The 19,336-nt window shown below is 52.4% G+C and carries 17 protein-coding genes and 1 pseudogene; 5 read left to right on the top strand and 13 right to left on the bottom strand.

Features of this window, described 5'->3' with window-relative positions:
- Positions 1–91: 91 nt before the first annotated feature.
- Entirely contained in the window at positions 92–1,051 is a 960-nt protein-coding gene (locus ACT3UM_RS09750; protein WP_498898272.1) for an AraC family transcriptional regulator, read from the top strand.
- A gap of 54 nt (positions 1,052–1,105) precedes the next feature.
- Here ACT3UM_RS09750 and ACT3UM_RS09745 read toward each other — a convergent pair whose 3' ends face one another.
- Together ACT3UM_RS09745 and ACT3UM_RS09740 are read right to left on the bottom strand one after the other, a co-directional pair.
- Positions 1,106–2,461 (bottom strand): diguanylate cyclase domain-containing protein, encoded by a 1,356-nt coding sequence (locus ACT3UM_RS09745; RefSeq protein ID WP_498898270.1) that lies wholly within the window; start codon positions 2,459–2,461, stop codon positions 1,106–1,108.
- A gap of 190 nt (positions 2,462–2,651) precedes the next feature.
- Entirely contained in the window at positions 2,652–3,503 is an 852-nt protein-coding gene (locus ACT3UM_RS09740) for a diguanylate cyclase domain-containing protein (RefSeq protein ID WP_498898268.1), read from the bottom strand.
- A 508-nt stretch (positions 3,504–4,011) separates the two neighbouring features.
- On the opposite strand from ACT3UM_RS09740, the gene ACT3UM_RS09735 reads away from it, so the two are divergent.
- The 3 genes from ACT3UM_RS09735 to ACT3UM_RS09725 all read left to right on the top strand — a co-directional run bounded on the left by ACT3UM_RS09735 (position 4,012) and on the right by ACT3UM_RS09725 (position 7,060).
- On the top strand, positions 4,012–4,611 hold the full coding sequence (locus ACT3UM_RS09735; RefSeq protein ID WP_498898267.1) for a manganese efflux pump MntP: 600 nt from the start codon (positions 4,012–4,014) through the stop codon (positions 4,609–4,611).
- Between the two features lie 592 nt (positions 4,612–5,203).
- On the top strand, positions 5,204–6,856 hold the full coding sequence (locus ACT3UM_RS09730; protein WP_498898265.1) for a sodium:solute symporter family protein: 1,653 nt from the start codon (positions 5,204–5,206) through the stop codon (positions 6,854–6,856).
- A 72-nt stretch (positions 6,857–6,928) separates the two neighbouring features.
- Entirely contained in the window at positions 6,929–7,060 is a 132-nt protein-coding gene (locus ACT3UM_RS09725; RefSeq protein ID WP_022520569.1) for a putative transporter small subunit, read from the top strand.
- 146 nt (positions 7,061–7,206) lie between these two features.
- On the opposite strand, the gene ACT3UM_RS09720 is transcribed toward ACT3UM_RS09725, so the two are convergent.
- From ACT3UM_RS09720 to ACT3UM_RS09685, 8 genes are all read right to left on the bottom strand, one after another.
- Positions 7,207–7,395, bottom strand: a complete 189-nt coding sequence (locus ACT3UM_RS09720; RefSeq protein WP_498898262.1) for a hypothetical protein — start codon at positions 7,393–7,395, stop codon at positions 7,207–7,209.
- 15 nt (positions 7,396–7,410) lie between these two features.
- Positions 7,411–8,766 (bottom strand): ammonium transporter, encoded by a 1,356-nt coding sequence (locus ACT3UM_RS09715; protein ID WP_498898260.1) that lies wholly within the window; start codon positions 8,764–8,766, stop codon positions 7,411–7,413.
- Between the two features lie 10 nt (positions 8,767–8,776).
- Positions 8,777–9,511, bottom strand: a complete 735-nt coding sequence (locus ACT3UM_RS09710) for a type 1 glutamine amidotransferase (protein WP_498898258.1) — start codon at positions 9,509–9,511, stop codon at positions 8,777–8,779.
- Positions 9,511–10,371 carry a phytanoyl-CoA dioxygenase family protein gene (locus ACT3UM_RS09705; RefSeq protein ID WP_498898256.1) on the bottom strand — a complete coding sequence of 287 codons (861 nt, stop codon included), beginning with the start codon at positions 10,369–10,371 and terminating at the stop codon, positions 9,511–9,513. Before ACT3UM_RS09705 ends, ACT3UM_RS09710 begins: the two co-directional genes overlap by 1 nt.
- Positions 10,372–10,430: 59 nt before the next feature.
- Positions 10,431–11,813 carry a type III glutamate--ammonia ligase gene (gene glnT, locus ACT3UM_RS09700; RefSeq protein ID WP_498898253.1) on the bottom strand — a complete coding sequence of 461 codons (1,383 nt, stop codon included), beginning with the start codon at positions 11,811–11,813 and terminating at the stop codon, positions 10,431–10,433.
- A 125-nt stretch (positions 11,814–11,938) separates the two neighbouring features.
- Entirely contained in the window at positions 11,939–12,907 is a 969-nt protein-coding gene (gene qhpR, locus ACT3UM_RS09695) for an AraC-like transcriptional regulator QhpR (protein ID WP_498898251.1), read from the bottom strand.
- Between the two features lie 818 nt (positions 12,908–13,725).
- The gene (locus ACT3UM_RS09690) at positions 13,726–14,832 is read right to left on the bottom strand and encodes an oxidoreductase (RefSeq protein WP_498898249.1); all 1,107 of its coding nucleotides are present in this window, start codon (positions 14,830–14,832) and stop codon (positions 13,726–13,728) included.
- Between the two features lie 584 nt (positions 14,833–15,416).
- On the bottom strand, positions 15,417–16,316 hold the full coding sequence (locus tag ACT3UM_RS09685; protein ID WP_498898247.1) for a DMT family transporter: 900 nt from the start codon (positions 16,314–16,316) through the stop codon (positions 15,417–15,419).
- Between the two features lie 168 nt (positions 16,317–16,484).
- On the opposite strand from ACT3UM_RS09685, the gene ACT3UM_RS09680 reads away from it, so the two are divergent.
- Positions 16,485–17,366, top strand: a complete 882-nt coding sequence (locus ACT3UM_RS09680) for a helix-turn-helix domain-containing protein (RefSeq protein WP_498898245.1) — start codon at positions 16,485–16,487, stop codon at positions 17,364–17,366.
- A 291-nt stretch (positions 17,367–17,657) separates the two neighbouring features.
- Here ACT3UM_RS09680 and ACT3UM_RS09675 read toward each other — a convergent pair whose 3' ends face one another.
- The 3 genes and pseudogenes from ACT3UM_RS09675 to ACT3UM_RS09665 all read right to left on the bottom strand — a co-directional run bounded on the left by ACT3UM_RS09675 (position 17,658) and on the right by ACT3UM_RS09665 (position 19,334).
- Entirely contained in the window at positions 17,658–17,963 is a 306-nt protein-coding gene (locus tag ACT3UM_RS09675) for a type II toxin-antitoxin system RelE/ParE family toxin (protein ID WP_498898243.1), read from the bottom strand.
- Positions 17,951–18,208, bottom strand: a pseudogene (locus ACT3UM_RS09670) (type II toxin-antitoxin system Phd/YefM family antitoxin). The gene ACT3UM_RS09675 and the pseudogene ACT3UM_RS09670 overlap by 13 nt, the downstream one beginning before the upstream one ends.
- Positions 18,209–18,302: 94 nt before the next feature.
- On the bottom strand, positions 18,303–19,334 hold the full coding sequence (locus ACT3UM_RS09665) for an aldo/keto reductase (RefSeq protein WP_498898241.1): 1,032 nt from the start codon (positions 19,332–19,334) through the stop codon (positions 18,303–18,305).
- Between the last annotated feature and the right edge of the window lie 2 nt (positions 19,335–19,336).

Genomic DNA, 19,336 nt, shown 5'->3' with positions numbered 1-19,336 from the left:
GGGTGCTTGCCTGATTCTGCAAAACCAGCCGAAAAGCCTTCGATTCGTCAAGCGAGGGCATATACTGCAAACTGTTAAGGAGGAGAGCCCCGTGACCGTTATCGCACCTGAACAGATCACCCATTTCAGCGACAGCCTGCCGCAACAATTGAGCCAAGTCGTCCGCCGCTGGTCGCCCCTTGAAGCACTTCAGGACACGGCGATTGCCGAAGTTCAACTGGTGCGCACTGACGCCCCTACCAGTTTTCACTGCGCCGTCTATGAACCGTGCTTGTGCTTTGTCATTCAGGGCAGCAAGACCGTGTTACTGGGTGACAAGGAGATCGTATACACCGGCCCCAGCTACATGGCGAGCGCCGTTCACTTGCCAGTGGTAGGCAGGATTGACCATGCCTCCTCAGAAAAACCCTTTCTGGCGGTAAAAGTCTCTGTGGATCCTCAGGAAGTAGCGGGACTGATACTGGAACTGGGTGATAAGGCACCGCTCTCGGGGAGTGATGCTATCTGTTCCGAGATGGACTGCGGATTAAAGTCGGCTCCCATGGATGCCCGTATGCAGGGCGCGCTCTTTCGCTTATTAAGCCTGCTCGATTCCCCAGAAGATATTAAGGTGCTTTCACCCTTGGCCCGGCGGGAGCTGATCTACCGGGCATTAATGGGCGCATTGGGGCCACATATGCGCCGGTTTGCCGCCTCGGACTCTCAAGCTAATCGGATTGCGCAGGTTATCTACACCCTTAAAGAGCACTTTGCCCAGCCACTTAAGATCCGTGAGCTGGCAGATGCCGCCAACATGAGCGAATCGACGCTTTATCACAGCTTCCGCCAAGTCACTCGCATGTCGCCTCTACAGTATCAAAAGAAGCTTCGCCTACATGAAGCCCGGCGGCTGATGCTGGCAGAAGGACTGGAAGCGGCCACCGCCAGCTATCGTGTGGGTTACGAAAGCCCTTCACACTTCAGCCGCGAATATAGCCGCATGTTCGGCGCGCCACCTCGCGCTGACGTCAGCCAATTACGGGGGCAACAAGCGGTACCACAGCCCGCCTGAACAACAGCACGGTCGGCAGCAGTTGCTGCAGATACGTCTTGATCAATAAAAAATTTAAAACGAAGTTGTGTCTTTTTTATCAAAGGAATCATAAAAACACATCTGGTTTGAGCCGGATTTCTTGGCTCTGTACATAGCCTGATCCGCAGCATCTAGCAGAGTATTGGGAGTAGATGCACTTTGAGGGTAAGAGGAGATGCCAATACTTGCGGAAATCTGCACAGGCTCTAGCGCGATAAGCAAAGGCTGCTTAAGTGCTTCAAGAATTTTCTGAACCACCCGTTCCACATCTCTACGTTGCCCTGCGCCAGCGAGAATCACGGTAAATTCATCTCCTCCCAAACGGGCCACCGTGTCGTTCTCCCTGACACACTCAGTTAAGCGGTTTGCTACTGTAGTTAATACCTGATCTCCCGCTTCATGGCCGAGGGAATCGTTGATTTTTTTAAAACCATTAAGGTCCAAGAAAAGCAGTGCAAGAGATTGGCTATGACGCTTTGCATGTTTGATCTCCTGTTCCAAGCGATCCAGGAAAAGCCGCCGGTTCGGCAGCCCCGTCAGAAGGTCATGGTGAGCGCTATGCCAATTTTTTTCTTCCGTGAGCGCCTGTTCGGTGATATCACGGAAAATACAGATAGCCGCCTCGGTGTTCTTTTGTTCATCCAGCACGGGAGCAAGCAGATACTCGAACCGCTCGCCATCGCCAGAAGCAAATGAATAGACAAACCTACCTCGGTAGATGACCTGATCAGTAATCACCTTCTCAAAGTGGCGGTGAAAATCCCAAGCGAATGAAAACCCAAGATCTAAGGGCGATTTGCCAATGATCGCCTCAGGTTCAAGAGCGAAAAGGTTGTCACTGGCTCTGTTGGCATAAATGAACTTACCTTCGAGATCCAACACATAAATCGGATCGGGTGAGGCGACCAGAATGGCACCGAACAGCCTAGTATCCATATCATTCGTAGTTGCATACTGCTGCAGCGTTTCAGCAACGGCCTGGTCTATCGCCTCATGAAACCGGGAGAGGTCTTCGCGCTGCTGAACAGAAATTTTTGGATAAGTTTTAGACCAGAGTGATACCACGCTGGCACGCAGGGCGCGAAACTCAGAAATCACCTCAATAACGCTAAAGCCGCTGGCATGCCGCCCCTCAGCGCGAACCTCTGCCCAAGACTCTTCCCCATCGTCTGGTGCTAATCCTTGCGACTTGGAAACCTGCTCTGTCTCACTTTGATTTGACTCTAGATCGTCGGCAATCTCAAGAAGCATATCCCTGGCGTGGGCGCGCAGCTCAGCCTTTTCCATATACCTGGCATGAAGGAGAGTTTTGGCAAATTTTTCCCAAGCCAGCAGGATTGGCTCCATTTCCAACCGAATAAACGTCGCTAATCGAATGTTTATTGACATTTTTAGCTACCAATTAAAACTAGAAAAGAGAAACTCTAATTGACTGTGCTTAATTAATATTTCATGTTTGATAGCGTGTTAACTAAACTTATTAGCCAACTACTTTGTAAACACCTTAGCACAAGCAAGGAATGTCGAAGTACGATGTAGGCTTTGGATCTGGGGAAATGGCTTATCCGCGAAGAAAAAGCTAGGGCGAAGCTGTGTCTTTTTTATCAAGCGCGTCGTAAAAACACATTTGATTAGATCCCGCTTTTTTAGCTCTGTACATGGCCTTATCCGCGGCTTCTAGCAACGCACCCGGGGTGGATGCGGCCTGGGGGTAGCATGAGATGCCAATGCTGACAGAAATATGGACAGGCCGTGGCTCGACGGGAAATGGCATAGCCAGTGCCTCCACAATGTTCTGAGCCACGCGCTCAATATCCTTGCGCTGCTCAACGCCGGTGAGAATCACGGTAAATTCATCACCGCCTAGACGCGCAACCGTATCGCTTTCCCGGACACATCCATTAAGACGCTCGGCTACTACGGAGAGCAACCTGTCCCCCGCTTCATGGCCAAGCGAATCGTTGACTTGTTTGAAACCGTCAAGATCCATAAATAGAAGCGAAATAGGCTTACCAAGGCGCTTAGCATGCTTAATTTCCTGATCCAGACGATCCAGGAAAAGGCGTCGATTCGGTAGTCCGGTCAGAAGGTCATGATGGGCGTTATGCCATATTTTCTCTTCAGCGAGTGCCTGTTCGGTAATATCTCGGAGCATACAAACGGTGGCTTCGGTATTTAAATGCTCGTCCAGCACGGGCGCAAGTAGATACTCGTACCTTTCACCCTGGTCTGAAGCAAAGGTATGAACGAACTTACCTCGGAAACTGGACTGATCAGCAATCACCAGAAGCATGTTTCTGGCGTGGTCGCGCAGACCGGACGTATTCATATGGCTCGCATGAAGGATGGTTTTGGCGAAATCTTCCCAATCCTGAAGAATCGGTTCTATTTCAGCACGAATAAACGCCGCTAAGCGCATATTTTTCGACATTGCTTTGGCTCCCGATAGCAGAGAGGATCAAGGGAGACGTACGCCATACACGACTTTTTACTTTTAATCCCGGTGTTAGTCATGCTCTGCATGTTGACGCAAATCATCAGAAATCCATTGCGACACACCTTAGCACGTGCGCTGAATGGCCAAGCATGGTTTCTCCAACGCATAGGGGCAGTCCAGCGGCTAAATGGTTGCTCTAACACATTGCCATTATTAATCCTTAGCTTTAAAACAACTAAAAACGCCATCTCAAACAGATGAATAAAAAACCATTAAAACATTAAAAAGACCAACAAAATAAGCTTATATAAAGATTGTTAGCCAAGGCTACATTAGTTCACTACTACAAACTTTATTTTTAATTTCTTAGCTTTTTTAAGCATTAAATCATGCTAGGATTCGCTCTATTAAACGCCCTACATTTACACTCAGACATGGTTTTTATCACCGTGACCTTGGGTTTATATACGCGGTACTTATTCAGCGAGAGCATGTATATTTCATGACCCCCATCACCCTATTATTCCTGGCTGTTTCCATGTCAGCGGATGCTTTTGCCGCCTCCATCAGCAAAGGTGCTGAACTGCAAAAGCCCCGATTCCGCCATGCTATCGGTATTGGCTTGGTATTTGGCGTAATCGAAGCCATCACTCCTTTACTCGGCTGGGCGGCTGGGATGGTATCGCAACAGTATGTGCAGGCCTGGGATCACTGGGTAGCCTTTACCCTGTTGTCGGTGATTGGCTTGCATATGATTTATACCGGGCTCAAGAAAGAGCACAAGATAGAGCACCGTAAACAAACACTCTGGCTATTAATCCTAACCGCCACTGCTACCAGCATTGATGCCATGGCCGTCGGTGCTAGCCTTGCGTTGATCGATGCCAGTATCATCGCCACCAGTCTGGCTATCGGCCTCGCCACCACCGTCATGGCCTCCATTGGTACACTGCTTGGTCATAAGCTCGGTAAGTTTGTTGGCCACTGGGCGGAGCTTATCGGTGGCGTTGTGTTAATCGGAATTGGCTTGGCAGTATTGGCGGAGCACACAGCGTATTTTGAATATTTGTACTTATTACCGAGTTTTGATTCCCTGTTATAAAAATTGGTTATTCGTCATCTAATGTGGATTTAATATTAACCGGCACATTTTGTGCCTCACGGTTCAGACAGAACCACCAAGCCAACTGTCTGTTGTGGGAGGCCGCTTCCAGCGGGCGAAGGGTACCAAAGGTACCCCGGTGTTGTCAGGCTGGCAGCCTAAACGGACGCGAGCTAAAGCTACCTCCCACAGGTCACCTGTCAGAAATAATTCCATACCGAATGACGAAGAGCCTAAAAATTTTTCAAGTGCCTAGTGTAAGTGTAGTCTTCACCCATCCCAACCTATCTATCTATCCCCCTACCCTTTAGGGCAACAACCTGTACTGTTCATGCTTAAGGGAGTAGGGTAGCCAACCGGATCGATCCTCCCAGCGCTTTGTTGTAGTTCACTGTGTGCGTCAATTCGGCCCCCTTACCAAGGCGTCTCCAACGCCGGATATTGCACTACCAGACTGCCAACCGTGGTCTCATCTCGCTACAGACATACTTAGAAAGATGTTCTGTTTTTGCTTACGTCCTCTGACGCCTCTCCGTAATGGAACTCTGGTTGTGATGAAGGATGCTAAGGCTGCAAAGCCTATGGGTATTCCATGAACGAAGAAAGTTTTTATCAGTTCTCGACCCTGACTGTCCTCGCTTTGCTAGCGGCTTTTTACGGCGGCACTTACCTGCTGACCCTGCTGATTAAGAAGAAAAAGGAAAATACCGACGCCTTTATGGTGTCCAACCACCAGATTGGCTTTGGTCTTGGCGCTGCCAGTATGACCGCCACCTGGATCTGGGCCGCCTCGTTTTACGGTGCGGCTACCTCGGGTTATACCTACGGCATTTCCGGCCCTTTGCACTACGGCCTATGGGGCGCGTTGATGATTCTGTTCATCTACCCCTTTGGTCGTCGCTTTCGCAAACTGGCGCCCAATGCCCATACCCTGGGTGAGCTTATCCATGCTCGCCATGGTTCTTCCAGCCAGTTGATACTCGCGTCCTCCAACATTCTGGGCAGCATTATCAGTCTGATGGTCAACTTCACGGCTTCCGGCGCGCTGGTCTCGGTGCTTTCGCCACTCTCGTTCCAGGCCGGTGTGGTTATTGCCGGGGTCGGGGTGCTCTCCTATACGTTGTGGTCAGGCTTCCGCGCCTCGGTGCTAACGGATTTCGCCCAGCTAATGGCGATGATGGCCGTGGCCATTCTGATTATTCCAGCGGTGATGTTCGCTCTCGGTGGCCCAGAAACGCTGTCAGATGGCATGAGCCTTCTTACCCCAGAACAAGCCAACCTGTTCTCGATGGACGCGATCCTCAATCAGGGTGCGCCCTTCTTTGTGGCGGTGCTGGCTTACGCGATTGGCAACCAGACTATTTCCCAGCGTCTATTTGCCGTGCGTGAAGACCACATTAAACCGACCTTTATCACCGCGACCATTGGTTACGGTGCGATCGTCATCGGTTTGGGCATGATTGGTTTGATGGCGCTGATGACCGGCATGGAGCCGATTGATGGCGACATGAACAATCTGATCCCGCAGATGGTTTCGATGTACCTCTCGCCGGTGTTTATCGGGCTGTTCTTCATTCTGGTAATCGGTTCGCTCTCCTCTACCGCTGACTCGGATCTCTCCGCCATGTCCGCTATTGTGATGGCCGACGTGTATGGCAAGAATATCGCCAAAAACAAACCCGACCCGACCAAAATGCTGTTTATCGGCAGGCTAACCATGATCGTTGCAACGCTGATCGGGGTGATTCTCGCCAGCTTCTCGATGGACATTCTGATCATGCTGGTCTTTGTTGGTGCACTCTGGGGCGCGATTGTGTTCCCGGTCATCGCCAGCTGCTTCTGGGACCGCGTGACCAACAAGGCCTTCACCTCTGCGGTGATCGCGGGCCTGGTAATGTTCTGCGTCGCACGCTTCGAGCTAGTACCCATGGTGGGCATCACTGCGGGGCTGTTTGAACTACTCGCCGCCGTCGGTGGTGGTGTGGTGCTCGGTTTGATGGCCTTCGGGTTTTGCGGACGCCGGGTTGGCTTGGTCGTCGGCGCGCTATGCGCGATCGCGCTTGCTTACTTCAGTCTTGGATTCCTGCGCGACTACACGGTGCTACTGGCTTCATTAATGGCCTACGGCGTCAGCACCATCGTCTGCATCGCGGTCAGCCTGATGAGTTCGAAAAAGTTCGATTTCTCGCAGATCGATCAGAAAGTGATCAACTACGATCCGGCCCAGTCTGCTACGCAAAGCTAAGCCCTGCATTACGTTAGAGTCACTTCATCCGCTGGTGCGCCAAGCGCACCAGCCCAGACAATAGGAAAGCCCATGCAAACCTTTATCTTGGCGTTATATGTACTGATCTGGCCGTTGATCTCACTTGTCATCTTCGCGGTGATTGGCATCGCCACCGTCAAAGACATTCGCATTGCACGACGTGATAAGCGTGAACTGGTGTGACGTAGTTAATAACAGTTCAAGGTGGTAGCTAAGCAGCACTAGGGCCTATTGACACTTCACCGTGGTCGCGGAGGAAACGTCAACAGGCCTTAGTAGTGTAGAAACCTAGTTTGTTATGCCAAGAGTCGTTCCTCCCAAGCGGACACCTAGGTCGTCTTTTCCACCTCCTCATTAAGATGTTCGGCAAATGCTTCGTCTTCGTGCCGTTTTATTGAGGCGACCAGGCCAACACACATTAAGGCCAATATGAAGGCGAGTATTATCAACACTATCAGCTTGTCGGCGAACATAAAGTAGGCAGCGACTTCATCCCAACTGTTGAATGATGTACCCATTGTTCATCTCCTGTTTCAAGCATTACCCAATTTATTGGGAACTTCGCTCTGTACGGTGGCAGGCACGTTGGCCTCTGGATAGGACTTGGCAATCAACTCAACCTCATCAATACCCAGGTCTTCCACCTTTTCAGGCACCCGCAGCAGGTTGAGCTTTTTGAGCGCTAAAGAGACCCCGTAGCCTGGAACGAAGCCAACCAATGCCATCACGACTGATGCGATCATTTGGCCGCTGAGTGAAATAGGCGGATAGCCATTCGCATTCGGAGTACCACTTGCCAATACACCGACCAGAATCAACGCCGCCACGCCTGCGAAACCATGCACGGCAACCGCACCCACGGCATCATCGATACCTCGACGTTCCAGTAACTGAGCAAACTTGACCGCCATCACGCCGACACCAGCCGCCACGATGAAAGCCAACGCCGGATCATAAAGATCAAGGCCCGCCGCAACAGAAATGATACCAACCAGTCCCCCTGACATCGTCCAAAACGGGTCTCGAGTCGCAAAATAGCAACCAACAATGCCACCAGCAAAGCCCATCAAGGTATTGAAGGCAAACGCCGAGAGATTGGTTGGTGTGTTGTAGATGGTCGTCCAGCCAATGTCACCGGTATTGAAAATGATGCAACCCCCCAGGAAGCCAAAGAACCCAAAAATGATCATCATCAAGCCGCTTAGCGTCATTGGCAGGCTATGGGGCGCGATCGTCTGAGCGATGCCATTAATAAACTTACCCCGACGCGGCCCAAGGTTGATAAGCACCCCCAACGTAAAGAATCCGGCTACCGCATGAACGACACCAGAGGCCCCCACATCGTGATAGCCAAGTTTGGCCAGCATCCATCCGTCTGGGTGCCACCCCCAGGCTGCGCCCAATATCCATACGATGCCACCCACCAAAACGGTGAGAATCAGGAAAGCACTCACCCGGATTCGCTCTATTACCGCGCCGGACAAGATGGAACCGGAAGTTGCACCAAAAAGTGCAAACGCTGCCCAGAATACACCAGTCCCCATTTCATCCAGGTTCGGCCCCATACTGGCCGACCAGGGCAATGCTGCAGACACCGACACGGGTATCAAGCCCCCCGGGAAGGAAAGGTAGATCCACCATCCCACCAGATAGAACACGGGTATAATCATCGCGAGGGCAAGAATGTTTTTAACTCCTGCTGCCAGCGCATTCTTACTACGCGACGCGCCCATCTCATAGGCAAGAAAACCTGCATGGATCATTAACATCAGCGCCGTACACCACCAGTAGAACACCTCCATATTCATCGACTGATGCATCTCGATAATCGCTTGTTGCGCGTCAAGAGAAGCCCGCAGGCTCTCAAGTGTTAGCGTTTCAGTGCCCATGGGGCTCTCCTTACACCGCTCGGGTGTCAATAAGATCCAGCCAACGGCGCACCACGGTGCTAGCAAACGCAGTTTGCGCCACTTGATACTGCTTAAAGCCGTTTTTCGCCTCGGCCATCATGTCTGCGATTCGATCCTGGTCGTGAGTGGGGTTATCAATCAGTTCTCGTCGATTCCAGGTATCGACTATCTCCGGGGTCACCTCAAAGTGACATTGGAACGCATAGATTTTGTCCCCCAAGCGATAGGCCTGATGCTTGACCGACTTTCCGTACATTAAAAGAGTGGCGCCTTCTGGCAGTTCGAAGGTGTCCGAGTGCATCTCAAAAAGGATTGATTGGGGCGGCAAACCATCCAAAAGTGGATCATTGAGACCCGCCTCAGTCAGCGCCAGTGGTGTGAAGCCATATTCCAGAAACCCCTGAGGCTCTACGTTAGCGCCAAAGGCGTAGGCAATCGCCTGACAGCCGAGGCAGGAACCCAGAATCGGCTTCCCAGACGCGGCAAAACGGTGGATTAACCCTGCCAGCTCATTGAAGTAGTCTTGTAGGTGTGGATCGTGAACACTCACTTCTCCACCAAAGACAATCAAGGCATCGTAGTCCTCAATGTCATGAGGTAAGTGGTCGCCGCGACGTCGGTAGAACCAGTGCAAACGACCACCGCACTCTGCCACCACCTCGCCTATTCGGCCAGACTCGGCGGGGCCCTCCATCCCGCCGGCCATGATGGCAACAATGTTCATTACACAATTCCTTTGGCTAGATACTCGTCCAGCCCTGGCGTTCGGTAACCATCTTTACGGTAGGTGATCGGAAAATAGCTTTCATCGACCTCATTAGATCCGAACTTCTTGTACTTGCCGTAGATCGGCCCATTACCGACAGTCATCAGTTCGGGATTGAACTCGATATCATGCTGGAAGAAGTGCGCTGCCAGCGCCCTACGAGGCACCGCTGCCTGGTTAATGCGTGAGCCATGCCATAACCAGCCATCATGGAAGGCACCACCACCTGGCGGCACCACAACCGGCACCAGCTCCAGTTCAAGCCCATGAGACTCGGCCCATTCGCGGACCTCCTTAAGGTCATCTTCTGGGCCGTGGAACTGCATGATTGGCTTGGCTTCACCCCACTTGTGTGACCCCTTGATATACACCAGGGTGCCACCATCAGATGTCGTTTTATCCAGCGCCACCCAGCAGCTAACCAATGCGGGCTTGTTGATCCAGAGTGAGTACATACTGTCTTGGTGGAAGCCGATAGAGCGACCTTTAACGGGTTTCCAGAGCAGGTTATCGATCATTAGGCGACTTCCCTCCCAGCCACCCAATTGCGCGCAGGCTCGCCCCAGGTTCTCCGACAAGATGTGCCGCGCAACGCTGAGATCCGACTTCCAGGCATTACAAATCTGTTTGGTATAAGGCGGGTCACCGACCGGCAGGTTTACTTCATCCGGCTTAATGCCGGTTTGATAGGTGCCGTCAAAAACGCCGGCAAAGTTTTCTAGAATGTCAGCGGCAGCTTCAGGCTCAATAATTTTATCGACGATTAAAAAGCCGTCTTGGCGAAATTGTGCAATCTGTTCTTGAGTGAGTTCGAGCATGGTCACGTATCCTTATCAATAGAATCAGCAAAGCGAGTTGAGCCAGTTGGCAGGTTGAATCAGTAGAAGGTGAGGTAACGGTTGATTTCCCATTCGGACACGGCACAGTGATACGCATTCCACTCTTGGCGTTTCAGGCCAAGGAAGCTAGCGACCAGGCGTTCACCAAGGGCGTCAGTGAGTATGCTGTCCGCTTCCAGCGCCTTCAGGGCTTCATTCAGGTTTTCAGGTAAGCGAGCAACATCCAGCTCTTCAACCTGCTTGGGGCTCAGGTCGTAGAAATTGACCGAATGGGCGCTGGTCGCCTGCAACTCGCGGTCTATGCCGTCAAGGCCCGCCGCGATAATGGCAGCCGTCGCCAGATAGGGGTTCATGCTGCTGTCACCGATACGCACCTCAATGCGCCCGTAAGGAATGCGCACCATGGCGGAGCGGTTGTTGTCGCCATAAGCGATAAAGACCGGTGCCCAGCTCGGGCTTTGTGGCGTCCCGGTGATCAGCCGTTTGTAGGAGTTCACCGACGGACAGAGAAGCGCTGTCAGTGCCGGAGCATGTTCGATGACACCGGCGATGAACTGATAAGCGGTTTTCGACAGCCCCATCCCGCTCGGATCACTGTCATCGTGGAATAGATAATTGCCTTCGTCATCCACCAGCGAGCAGTGCACGTGCATACCATTGCCCGTGGTCGTCGCTGACAGCTTGGGCAGGAAGCTGCAAATAGCGCCAAGGTTATTAGCTACCTCTTTGGCGGCCATCTTGAAAAACTGCATGCTATCAGCGGACTTAAGCGCCTCGTCGTACTTGAAGTTAAGTTCGAACTGTCCGTTGGCATCTTCATGGTCGATCTGGTAGACGTCCAATCCGATCACTGTCAGCGCGTCGTATAAGCCTTCAAGAAAAGCGGCGTTACGGGTAATCCCCTGGTAGTCATAGGTGGGTTTGTCGAGAGTGTCGGTAGAATCGAAAGGTACAACCCTGCCCTCGCTGTCCTTCTTGAGGAGGTAGAATTCTGGCTCCAGCCCGGTCATGAAGCGCAGGCCCCGCTCCTTTAGGCGCATGGTTTGTTTCGCCAGCACATTGCGCGGATCCAGCGGATAGGGCGTTCCCCCGACCATACCGGTGCCTCGCACACAGGCATAACCAGGCAGCCAGGGCAGCAACGTCAGGGTCGCGAGATCAGCCACTACCATGAACTCTGGATCATTGGGTTGCATATCGAAGCCCAGAATCGCGCCACCGGCAAAACCGGCACCGCCCTCTGACAGATCGCGGAGACAATGAACCGGAACCGACTTGCTTTTGATACCGCCGTGCAAGTCGACAAACTGGACAAGGATATATTTGACGGTATGACACTTCAGGAAGATATGGGCTTCCTCCAGCGCATTCTCGTCAGGGCATACCCATACGGAGGGCAAAACGTTAGGCATCTGAGTCATGATTCCCATCCTTTAATGTTGGACGGTCTCAGTGTCTCAGGGAGGATGGGGAAAGGCGTTGTGCGTGGAAACGGAAGTTTTGTGATTTGGCGCCATTCCGATGGCACCCGGCATCAATAGAAGCGCTACTGCATACGCCAATCACTCGGACTCACATCTTTCCAGCGCATAAAGGCATGGGTGAACGCGCTGACGTCAGAGTAACCCAAACGGTAGGCGATTTCGGACACACTAAGGCGCTCGTAATTCAGGTAGCAGACGGCCTGCTCTTCGCGTACCTCGTCGACCAGACGCTTGAATGAATGTTTCTCGGCCGCCAACTGCCGCTGCAACGTGCGAGAGGAGAGATTTAGCCGCCGGGCGACATGATCCAAACTGGTCTCACCGTCGGGCAGGAGTGCGATAATTTCGCTCTTGGCTCGCTGCACGGTCGTCAATGTCTGCTCAACCAATCCGGCAAGTTCACGGATGGAGCCGAGGGTCACATTATTCAACATCTGGTGGGCATCCGGCATGGGCAGGTCAAGACACGCCTCTCGAAACAGGATCACGTTGCGTTCCTGATGAAAGCGAATATCACAGTGAAATGCTTGACGATGTTGCTGGGCATCCACCAGGGCGGGGTGTTGGAAATGAACTTCAAGAGGGGATCCATGCGCCCCCATGGCCCGCTTCAGTACATTGTTTAGCATCCCCAGTGTCAGTTCGGCATCCTGCCGACGATCCATGATCTCACCGTCGAGTAACCGATATTCCAACTGACAGATACCCTCTTTCACCTCCATCTGAAGCAGGCTATTGCGCTGGAATACAGGAAAATATTCCTGCATGCCCTCAATAGCCGAACGAAGATCCGTCGATGTCATCGCATGGAATCCGAATAACCCCAACCCTTCCGGCTCGAACTGCTCGCCGAACCATAGTCCAAAGTGCTCGTTGCCAGTCGACAGCGCCGCCTCGTGCATGGAATTTATATAGTGTTTGAGGGAAATATGACGATTCGGGCTTTGGTAGAGCCCCGATGTTAAGCCGGCTCTCGATAACACCTGTGCACTGCGCCCACCCTGCTCATCGATGAACTCTTCTAACCCCATCGTTACGGACGCCAAAACACTAGATGGAACGGTGCCTCTGGAAAATCTCTGCCTAGCGAGATCCATAGTGCAAGCCTCATATTTGTTATAAACACAGGTGAACAAATTGAAACCTGCATAAAACAGACCAAACCTGCGCGCAGGCCCAAAAATAGGCTTAGCACGTCGCTGTTGTTTAAATGGCGTCAAGAACGATGCTCTGGAAAGGTGCAATCTTCGATCTGCTTGCTAACAAAAGAGGCAACCATAGTCTATCCCCAGGTTCTTGCGGGCGCAGAGTTAGTATAATTGTCGACACACCAGCCAAACAAAAGGGATGAAGAGTTACACTGCTAAGGGAAAAGAGGTGCGGCAAATGATTGTCGTGGCTTACAGGCCTACATCAAGCTCCAAAAGGCATCGACCAGCGGTTTTTTAAGTTATTCTATGAATTCAGGCACCAAGCTAACGATTTCGCCCTTAACCCCCTCGGCTAAGCGCACATCAATAATGTCAGATACACAGCCGCGTACTTTTCCAGCTACCTTCGCCACAAATACCTATCCGCCCTTCTCGCGAACTGCGACAATATTATCTAAAAGCGTCTTTTCAGAGTGATCATATCCAAGCTGCGCCATCAGCAGGATCAGCGTTTGTAGATCTTCAGGTCTGTATTTTCTATAAGTTGGATTCATAAACATCATATATAACGCGGTGCGAACCGATATTCATCTTAATTAACAAAAACCAGAAAACTTATTTTTCCATCTAATACACCGCTGTGCATCACGCTCCTCGTATTCTTTAATGGCAGTTGGAAGATCCAGTTCAAAATCATTCTAGCGGTCTTCGCCTAAAGCTGTTAGCCGCATGGTGTACCAAGCCGTTATCCCCCCAGGAGGACCAGATTCAAACCTCGGGAATTTCGAGTCACCCCCTTCCTCGCTTAACCAGGTATCTGCAAGCCGCGGATTAAGCGCCATCGCGCGGGCCACCCCCACTAGGTCGACAGCGCCACTGGCGATTGCCTCCACTGCTTGATCACGCCGTTTGAATCCACCCGTCAGCATTAAAGGAATATTCGTTACCCCTTTTGCGCGTCGCGCAAAATCAACAAAGTACGGCCCTGAACTCGCCCCACCGGAGCTTGCTTTTGCCCCAGGGAAATAGGTTCCCCTGCTTATATCAATTAGATCGATCGAAGTTTGATCAAGAAGACGCACTACCTCCAGCGCCTCGGTGTCGGTCAATCCACCTTCCAGTTGATCCGTCGAATTAATTCTGATCCCGACTGGAAACAACGGGCCAACAGCACGTCTTACTTCACGGATTACATCAAGTACGATGCGACATCGCGCTTCGACTGAACCGCCGTAACCATCGTTTCGATGGTTAAACAGTGGAGAAAGGAACTGACTGAGTAAAAAACCGTGTCCCGCGTGAATATGCACACCGCTAAAGCCCACTGTCTTTGCGTGTAATGCGGTTCTCGCATACATGGCGGGTAATGCTTGAACCTCATCCGGCGACATCGCCGCACATTGAAGGCCATCAAGGTTCAGCGCAGACGGCCCCTTAGGCTGGCTGATCGGCAAGTGCGCAAGGGCTCCGGCATGGCCGAGTTGCGCCCATAAGTGAGTGCCCTTAATCACCGCCTTACTGGTTAGGGACAGAAGCATAGGCTGATCGGAGTGTGATCCTAGGACGAGATTTCCCGGTTTCTCTGGAAAGCGCGGATCCCCCTGTACTTCACCGACGAAGGACACCGCGACGCCGCCTTCCGCCCATCTTTCGTAAAGCCGAATCTGCGCTTCGGTCGGATTTCCCTCACCGTCAGCAAGCGAATCTGACATTGCCGACTTAGCCAGTCGATTCTTTAGAATCGCACCACAAGGAAGCGCCAGCGTACTTTGAAGGCGGTGGCTCGAACCTGAACCTTTCATCATAGACATTACTCTGAGTAGCTAACACTGAATTGAGCCGCGCCAATTTTTGGCACAATCAACCCTGAGCCTTAGGTGGCTTAATGACGGCTGCTCGGAACGATTATGCTTGCTTAATGCGGTGTACAGAGTCGGCGAGAGGAATCAGTCCCAAAGCGAACGGTTACTTTTGAACCGCGCGCCTGAGCAACGCACCGCCTCATAGCCTTCAAAAGATCATCGACCTTGTGATGATATAGATCAAGGTCTACGTTGGATGCAGATGCGGCCTGTCTACGTGCCTTCACGTATCACACGGAGGTGAATATGGTCAGCAAGCTCAGGATCCACGCTCAGTTTAAGCCCCAGGAAACAGGGGTTTTAGCATTCGAAACTGTCCCAGCACCAATTGCTTGAATACCAGGATAAGCTGAAAAGACACGTTCAGCCGTCGGACTGCGAAATCTATTGGCGCCGCATATAAATAGAAGGTTCAAATGGCCCAGCTTTGTGGTGTGCCTGAAGCGTGGCGCTGGAGCGTGCAATCACACCAACGGGAATACGACTGCCCTCTTTCTAGTCACTATGTTTCAGTCACTGGGTTTTAGTTACTGAGCAGGTTGTCGCCACCGCCAGACGAAACGATGAGCATTAAACATAAGTAAGTTGCCACTCACAATCATTGCTAGCCCTATAAGTGCATCCGCATGCCACTGGTAACCCTCGAACACCGTTGACAGCGCCAGCGCAACCAAAGGAAACAATACCGTAGCGTAGGCCGCTTTACCGGCACCGATCCGACCGACCAGCATAAAGTAGGCACCAAAGCCTCCTACCGAGCCTATTACCGCCAAATAAACCAAGGCTCCCAAGTATCTCGGTTCCGCTGGCAGGCTAAAACTGGCCCCCTGCGACCATGCAATCGACCCCATTAGCACTCCCCCATACAGCATGGCAAAGGCGTTGGTAGTGTTGATTTTCAGACCCCGCCGCTGGTGCCTGACCGACACCATGTTACCCAGCGAAAACCCGTAGGTGCCCAGCAACGCCAAGCCAATGGCGCCCAGCAGTTCCCACGTAGCCTCAACGGTGACCAGATCCTGCCAGAAAATCAGCGCCATACCCGGCAGACCAAGGGCCAACGCCAGGTAGAACACCCGCGGAACCGGTGTGCGAAAGAACAGGTAGCCATTGACCGCATTAAACAGTATCGACATCGAAAACAGGATAGCAATCAGGCCGCTGGGTAGATAACCCGCAGCGGTATAGAAGCAGTAGAAATTCAGCCCAAACACACAGCCACCCTGCAACAGGCAAAAAAGATGATCCCTGGCTTGCAGAGCCTGACGCCTGCGAAACAACGCAAGCCCGCCCAGCAACACCAGCGCAGCGATGAGGAAGCGGTAAAACACCGAGACTGGCACCGCCACGTCGCCCACTTGCCAGGCAATAGCCAACCAGGTCGATCCCCAGATCAGAACCGTTGAGATATATAAAAAGCTATTCATGGCTTGCCCTTCCCTGAGTGGTTAGCGTCAGCCATAGTGTCGCTTCCAAGGTACAGACTGGCTTGCCAGCGATTGCCCTTGTTTGTCTATTCTTGCGGTTGAATGATCCGTTGGATTGAGTTTCGAACTGAGCCTGAGTACTGTTAACACAGTGCCCAGGAGCCGCCAATGTTCACCGATACCTTGAACCACTATCCCAGGATGAGACAGACGCAGGCGCGTCTGGTGAGTAGCACCCAGCTAAAAAACGGCATGGCGCTGGCACGTTGGAGTAACTTAAAAGACCGTATTGAGAACATTCACTCAAACCACCACACTCTGAGCGTTTATCTTAACGGTGCAGAGAACTCCCTGCGCTGGCAGGGTTCACAAACCATTGCCAGCGCGACCAGCAACAGCGTGTGTTTAATGCCCGCCAACCTGGACACCAATTGGGAAGTACGCGGGCCTATCTCACTACTGCATTTCTATTTCAGCGACACTCACCTGAGCCAGTTGATCGAACAGGTATGGGATAAAGATGGCCAACGTGTACAACTGGACGAAATCGACTTTGCTGAGGACGCCCTGCTCACTCAGCTGTTTTGCACTACCCTTGGCCAGAGCAACTGGCAAGACCCTCTAGATCAACTAGCGCTGGATTCCGCCACCCAAACGGCATTGATCCATACCCTACGCCACTACAGTCAGCGCCGCCTGCCGACTTTGCGCCCCACTGGTGGCCTGCCTGCATGGCAATTAAAACGCGTGGTGGAGTTTATTGAGCATCATCTGAACCAGTCGCTCACGCTGACAGCCATGGCGGGTATCACCGGACTTAGTGACTTCCACTTCGCCCGCATGTTCAAACAGACCACTGGCTACCCGCCCCATCGCTATGTGCTGCGCCATCGCCTTACCCGGGCACGACACTTGCTGGCGGAAACATCGCTAAATATGACTGAAATCGCACTGCGCTGCGGTTTTGGCTCCAGCAGTCATTTCAGCAACCGCTTTCGCGCAGAGACAGGTGTCAGCCCTACGGAGTATCGGGCACAACAACGCAGCTAATCCGGTCAACCTCTTGTTTATCGTAACGAACAGGCACCGCAGCGTAAGGTCGCGAGCGAACATCAGACACACACTGCTGCGAGTCGTTATACATAAGTTTCTTCAGGAATCTGAACGAATGGCTCGGTAACCCCAACGTCTTCGCCTGTTTGAAACTTTGAATTCATCCACTGATGTAGTCAGCCAGCAACTCAAAATGATTTTTTAGGTACATAGTTGCCCCTTCATTTATAACGCCAAAGCGCAACGGTGACTTTGACGTATCGAAGCGGAGGCATTCGAGTGACGCGCCTAGCTAGATGCTCCCAAGCATGTACGCGCGAAGCTGCTGCTCCTCTCGCATGATATAGAGAGCAAGAACCCGACTCCCATCTTCACGATAAAAAATGCGACATGGTGAACTACGACTTCCCTGTATACCGAATTAGGGAGCTCCGGAGGAACTCGCCCGGATTGGGGAAAATCGTCCAAACCCTCGATTTTATCGAAAACTTCTCTGACCAAATGGCTTACGGCGGCAGGATTATCCAGAGCAATGTACTCATCGATGGCGTCTAGTTCCTGGAGGGCGGGCTCCGTCCAGATTACGTCAGCCATTTACTCATTTTCTCCCTGGTCTCACTTTGGTTGACCGTTCTTCCTTCAAGTACAACACGCTCACCCAGTGAGAGCCCCTCAAGCAGCTCAAGCCGTCGCTGCATAAACTCGTAGTCCTGCACATCGACAAGATAGGCGGATGGCTGACCATACTCTGTGATCAGTACCGACTACTTTGACGCATGCAGGTCTGCCAGAATCTTTGTGGCTTGGCGCTTGAGGTTGGTAACAAGCTCAACTTTCATGGGCTCACCCTGAGTCAGACTAATAGTGGCACTATAGTATCGATGGAGCCATCACAGCTAACGAGGCTGTAATGCAGCCTATACATCAACACCGTCATACCAGGGGTGGATTACGCTCGGTAAACTGGCCGTTCCAATAGGGATAATAGGGGTAAGGCGGAGTTACCACGCTCGCCACATCTAATCGTGCAACCTGAGACTCATCAAGGCGCCAGCCAACCGCACCGAGATTCTGCCGTAACTGGTTTTCGTCCCGGGCACCTATCAAAACCGATGACACCGTCGGACGGCGCAGCAACCAGTTAATCGCTACCTGGGGCACGCTCTTGCCGACTTCGTCAGCGATCTCGAATAGCACGTCCAGTACCCGGTACAGTCTTTCATTCGGCACAGGTGGCGCGAATCCTTCGGTCTCGTGAAGACGGCTCCCGGCGGGCAGTGGTTGGCCGCGACGAATCTTACCGGTTAGGCGGCCCCAGCCCAGCGGGCTCCACACCAGAGCACCCAGGCCTTGATCCTGCCCCAACGGCATCAGCTCCCACTCGTAATCCCTGCCCACCAGGGAGTAATACGTCTGGTTCGCCACGAAGCGCACATAGCCATAACGCTCGGCAACGCTCTGGGACTTCATCAACTGCCAACCAGAGAAGTTGGATGCCCCTAAGTAGCGAACCTTACCAGCCCGCACCAGATCATCCAGTGCGGACATCACCTCCTCCACCGGGGTCATGGCATCGAAGTGATGCAGTTGCAGCACATCGATATAATCGGTTCCCAGCCTTTTTAGTGCGCGCTCGGTGGCGCGGATCAAGTGGTGTCGAGAGCTGCCCACGTCATTGGCGTCATCCCCGCTGCGTAGTGACAGTTTCGTGGACACGATCACCCGGTCACGACGGCCTTTGATCGCCGCACCAAGGATCGCTTCCGATGCACCATCGGAATAAACATCTGCGGAGTCGAACAGATTGACCCCAGCGTCCAGACATATATCGATCAGCCGCTTCGCTTGCTCAACATCGGTATTGCCCCAGGCACTGAACAGCGGCCCCTTGCCACCGAAGGTGCCGGCCCCGAAACCCAATGCAGGCACCTTGAAACCAGACCGCCCTAGATAACGATATTCCATCA

The sequence above is a fragment of the Halomonas sp. AOP13-D3-9 genome (genome assembly GCF_052379125.1).
GTDB lineage: Bacteria > Pseudomonadota > Gammaproteobacteria > Pseudomonadales > Halomonadaceae > Vreelandella.
Note: the sequence above shows the minus strand (reverse complement) of the source record. Positions and strands in the feature narration are given on the sequence as shown.

What these genes read in the sequence shown, in the direction of transcription:
- ACT3UM_RS09685 (WP_498898247.1), bottom strand. Translation starts at nt 16,316, where the DNA reads ATGAATAGCTTTTTATATATCTCAACGGTTCTGATCTGGGGATCGACC.
- ACT3UM_RS09665 (WP_498898241.1), bottom strand. Translation starts at nt 19,334, where the DNA reads ATGGAATATCGTTATCTAGGGCGGTCTGGTTTCAAGGTGCCTGCATTG.
- ACT3UM_RS09725 (WP_022520569.1), top strand. Translation starts at nt 6,929, where the DNA reads ATGCAAACCTTTATCTTGGCGTTATATGTACTGATCTGGCCGTTGATC.
- ACT3UM_RS09690 (WP_498898249.1), bottom strand. Translation starts at nt 14,832, where the DNA reads ATGATGAAAGGTTCAGGTTCGAGCCACCGCCTTCAAAGTACGCTGGCG.
- ACT3UM_RS09735 (WP_498898267.1), top strand. Translation starts at nt 4,012, where the DNA reads ATGACCCCCATCACCCTATTATTCCTGGCTGTTTCCATGTCAGCGGAT.
- ACT3UM_RS09675 (WP_498898243.1), bottom strand. Translation starts at nt 17,963, where the DNA reads ATGGCTGACGTAATCTGGACGGAGCCCGCCCTCCAGGAACTAGACGCC.
- ACT3UM_RS09710 (WP_498898258.1), bottom strand. Translation starts at nt 9,511, where the DNA reads ATGAACATTGTTGCCATCATGGCCGGCGGGATGGAGGGCCCCGCCGAG.
- glnT (WP_498898253.1), bottom strand. Translation starts at nt 11,813, where the DNA reads ATGACTCAGATGCCTAACGTTTTGCCCTCCGTATGGGTATGCCCTGAC.
- ACT3UM_RS09745 (WP_498898270.1), bottom strand. Translation starts at nt 2,461, where the DNA reads ATGTCAATAAACATTCGATTAGCGACGTTTATTCGGTTGGAAATGGAG.
- ACT3UM_RS09705 (WP_498898256.1), bottom strand. Translation starts at nt 10,371, where the DNA reads ATGCTCGAACTCACTCAAGAACAGATTGCACAATTTCGCCAAGACGGC.
- ACT3UM_RS09720 (WP_498898262.1), bottom strand. Translation starts at nt 7,395, where the DNA reads ATGGGTACATCATTCAACAGTTGGGATGAAGTCGCTGCCTACTTTATG.
- ACT3UM_RS09680 (WP_498898245.1), top strand. Translation starts at nt 16,485, where the DNA reads ATGTTCACCGATACCTTGAACCACTATCCCAGGATGAGACAGACGCAG.
- ACT3UM_RS09740 (WP_498898268.1), bottom strand. Translation starts at nt 3,503, where the DNA reads ATGTCGAAAAATATGCGCTTAGCGGCGTTTATTCGTGCTGAAATAGAA.
- ACT3UM_RS09730 (WP_498898265.1), top strand. Translation starts at nt 5,204, where the DNA reads ATGAACGAAGAAAGTTTTTATCAGTTCTCGACCCTGACTGTCCTCGCT.
- ACT3UM_RS09715 (WP_498898260.1), bottom strand. Translation starts at nt 8,766, where the DNA reads ATGGGCACTGAAACGCTAACACTTGAGAGCCTGCGGGCTTCTCTTGAC.
- qhpR (WP_498898251.1), bottom strand. Translation starts at nt 12,907, where the DNA reads ATGGGGTTAGAAGAGTTCATCGATGAGCAGGGTGGGCGCAGTGCACAG.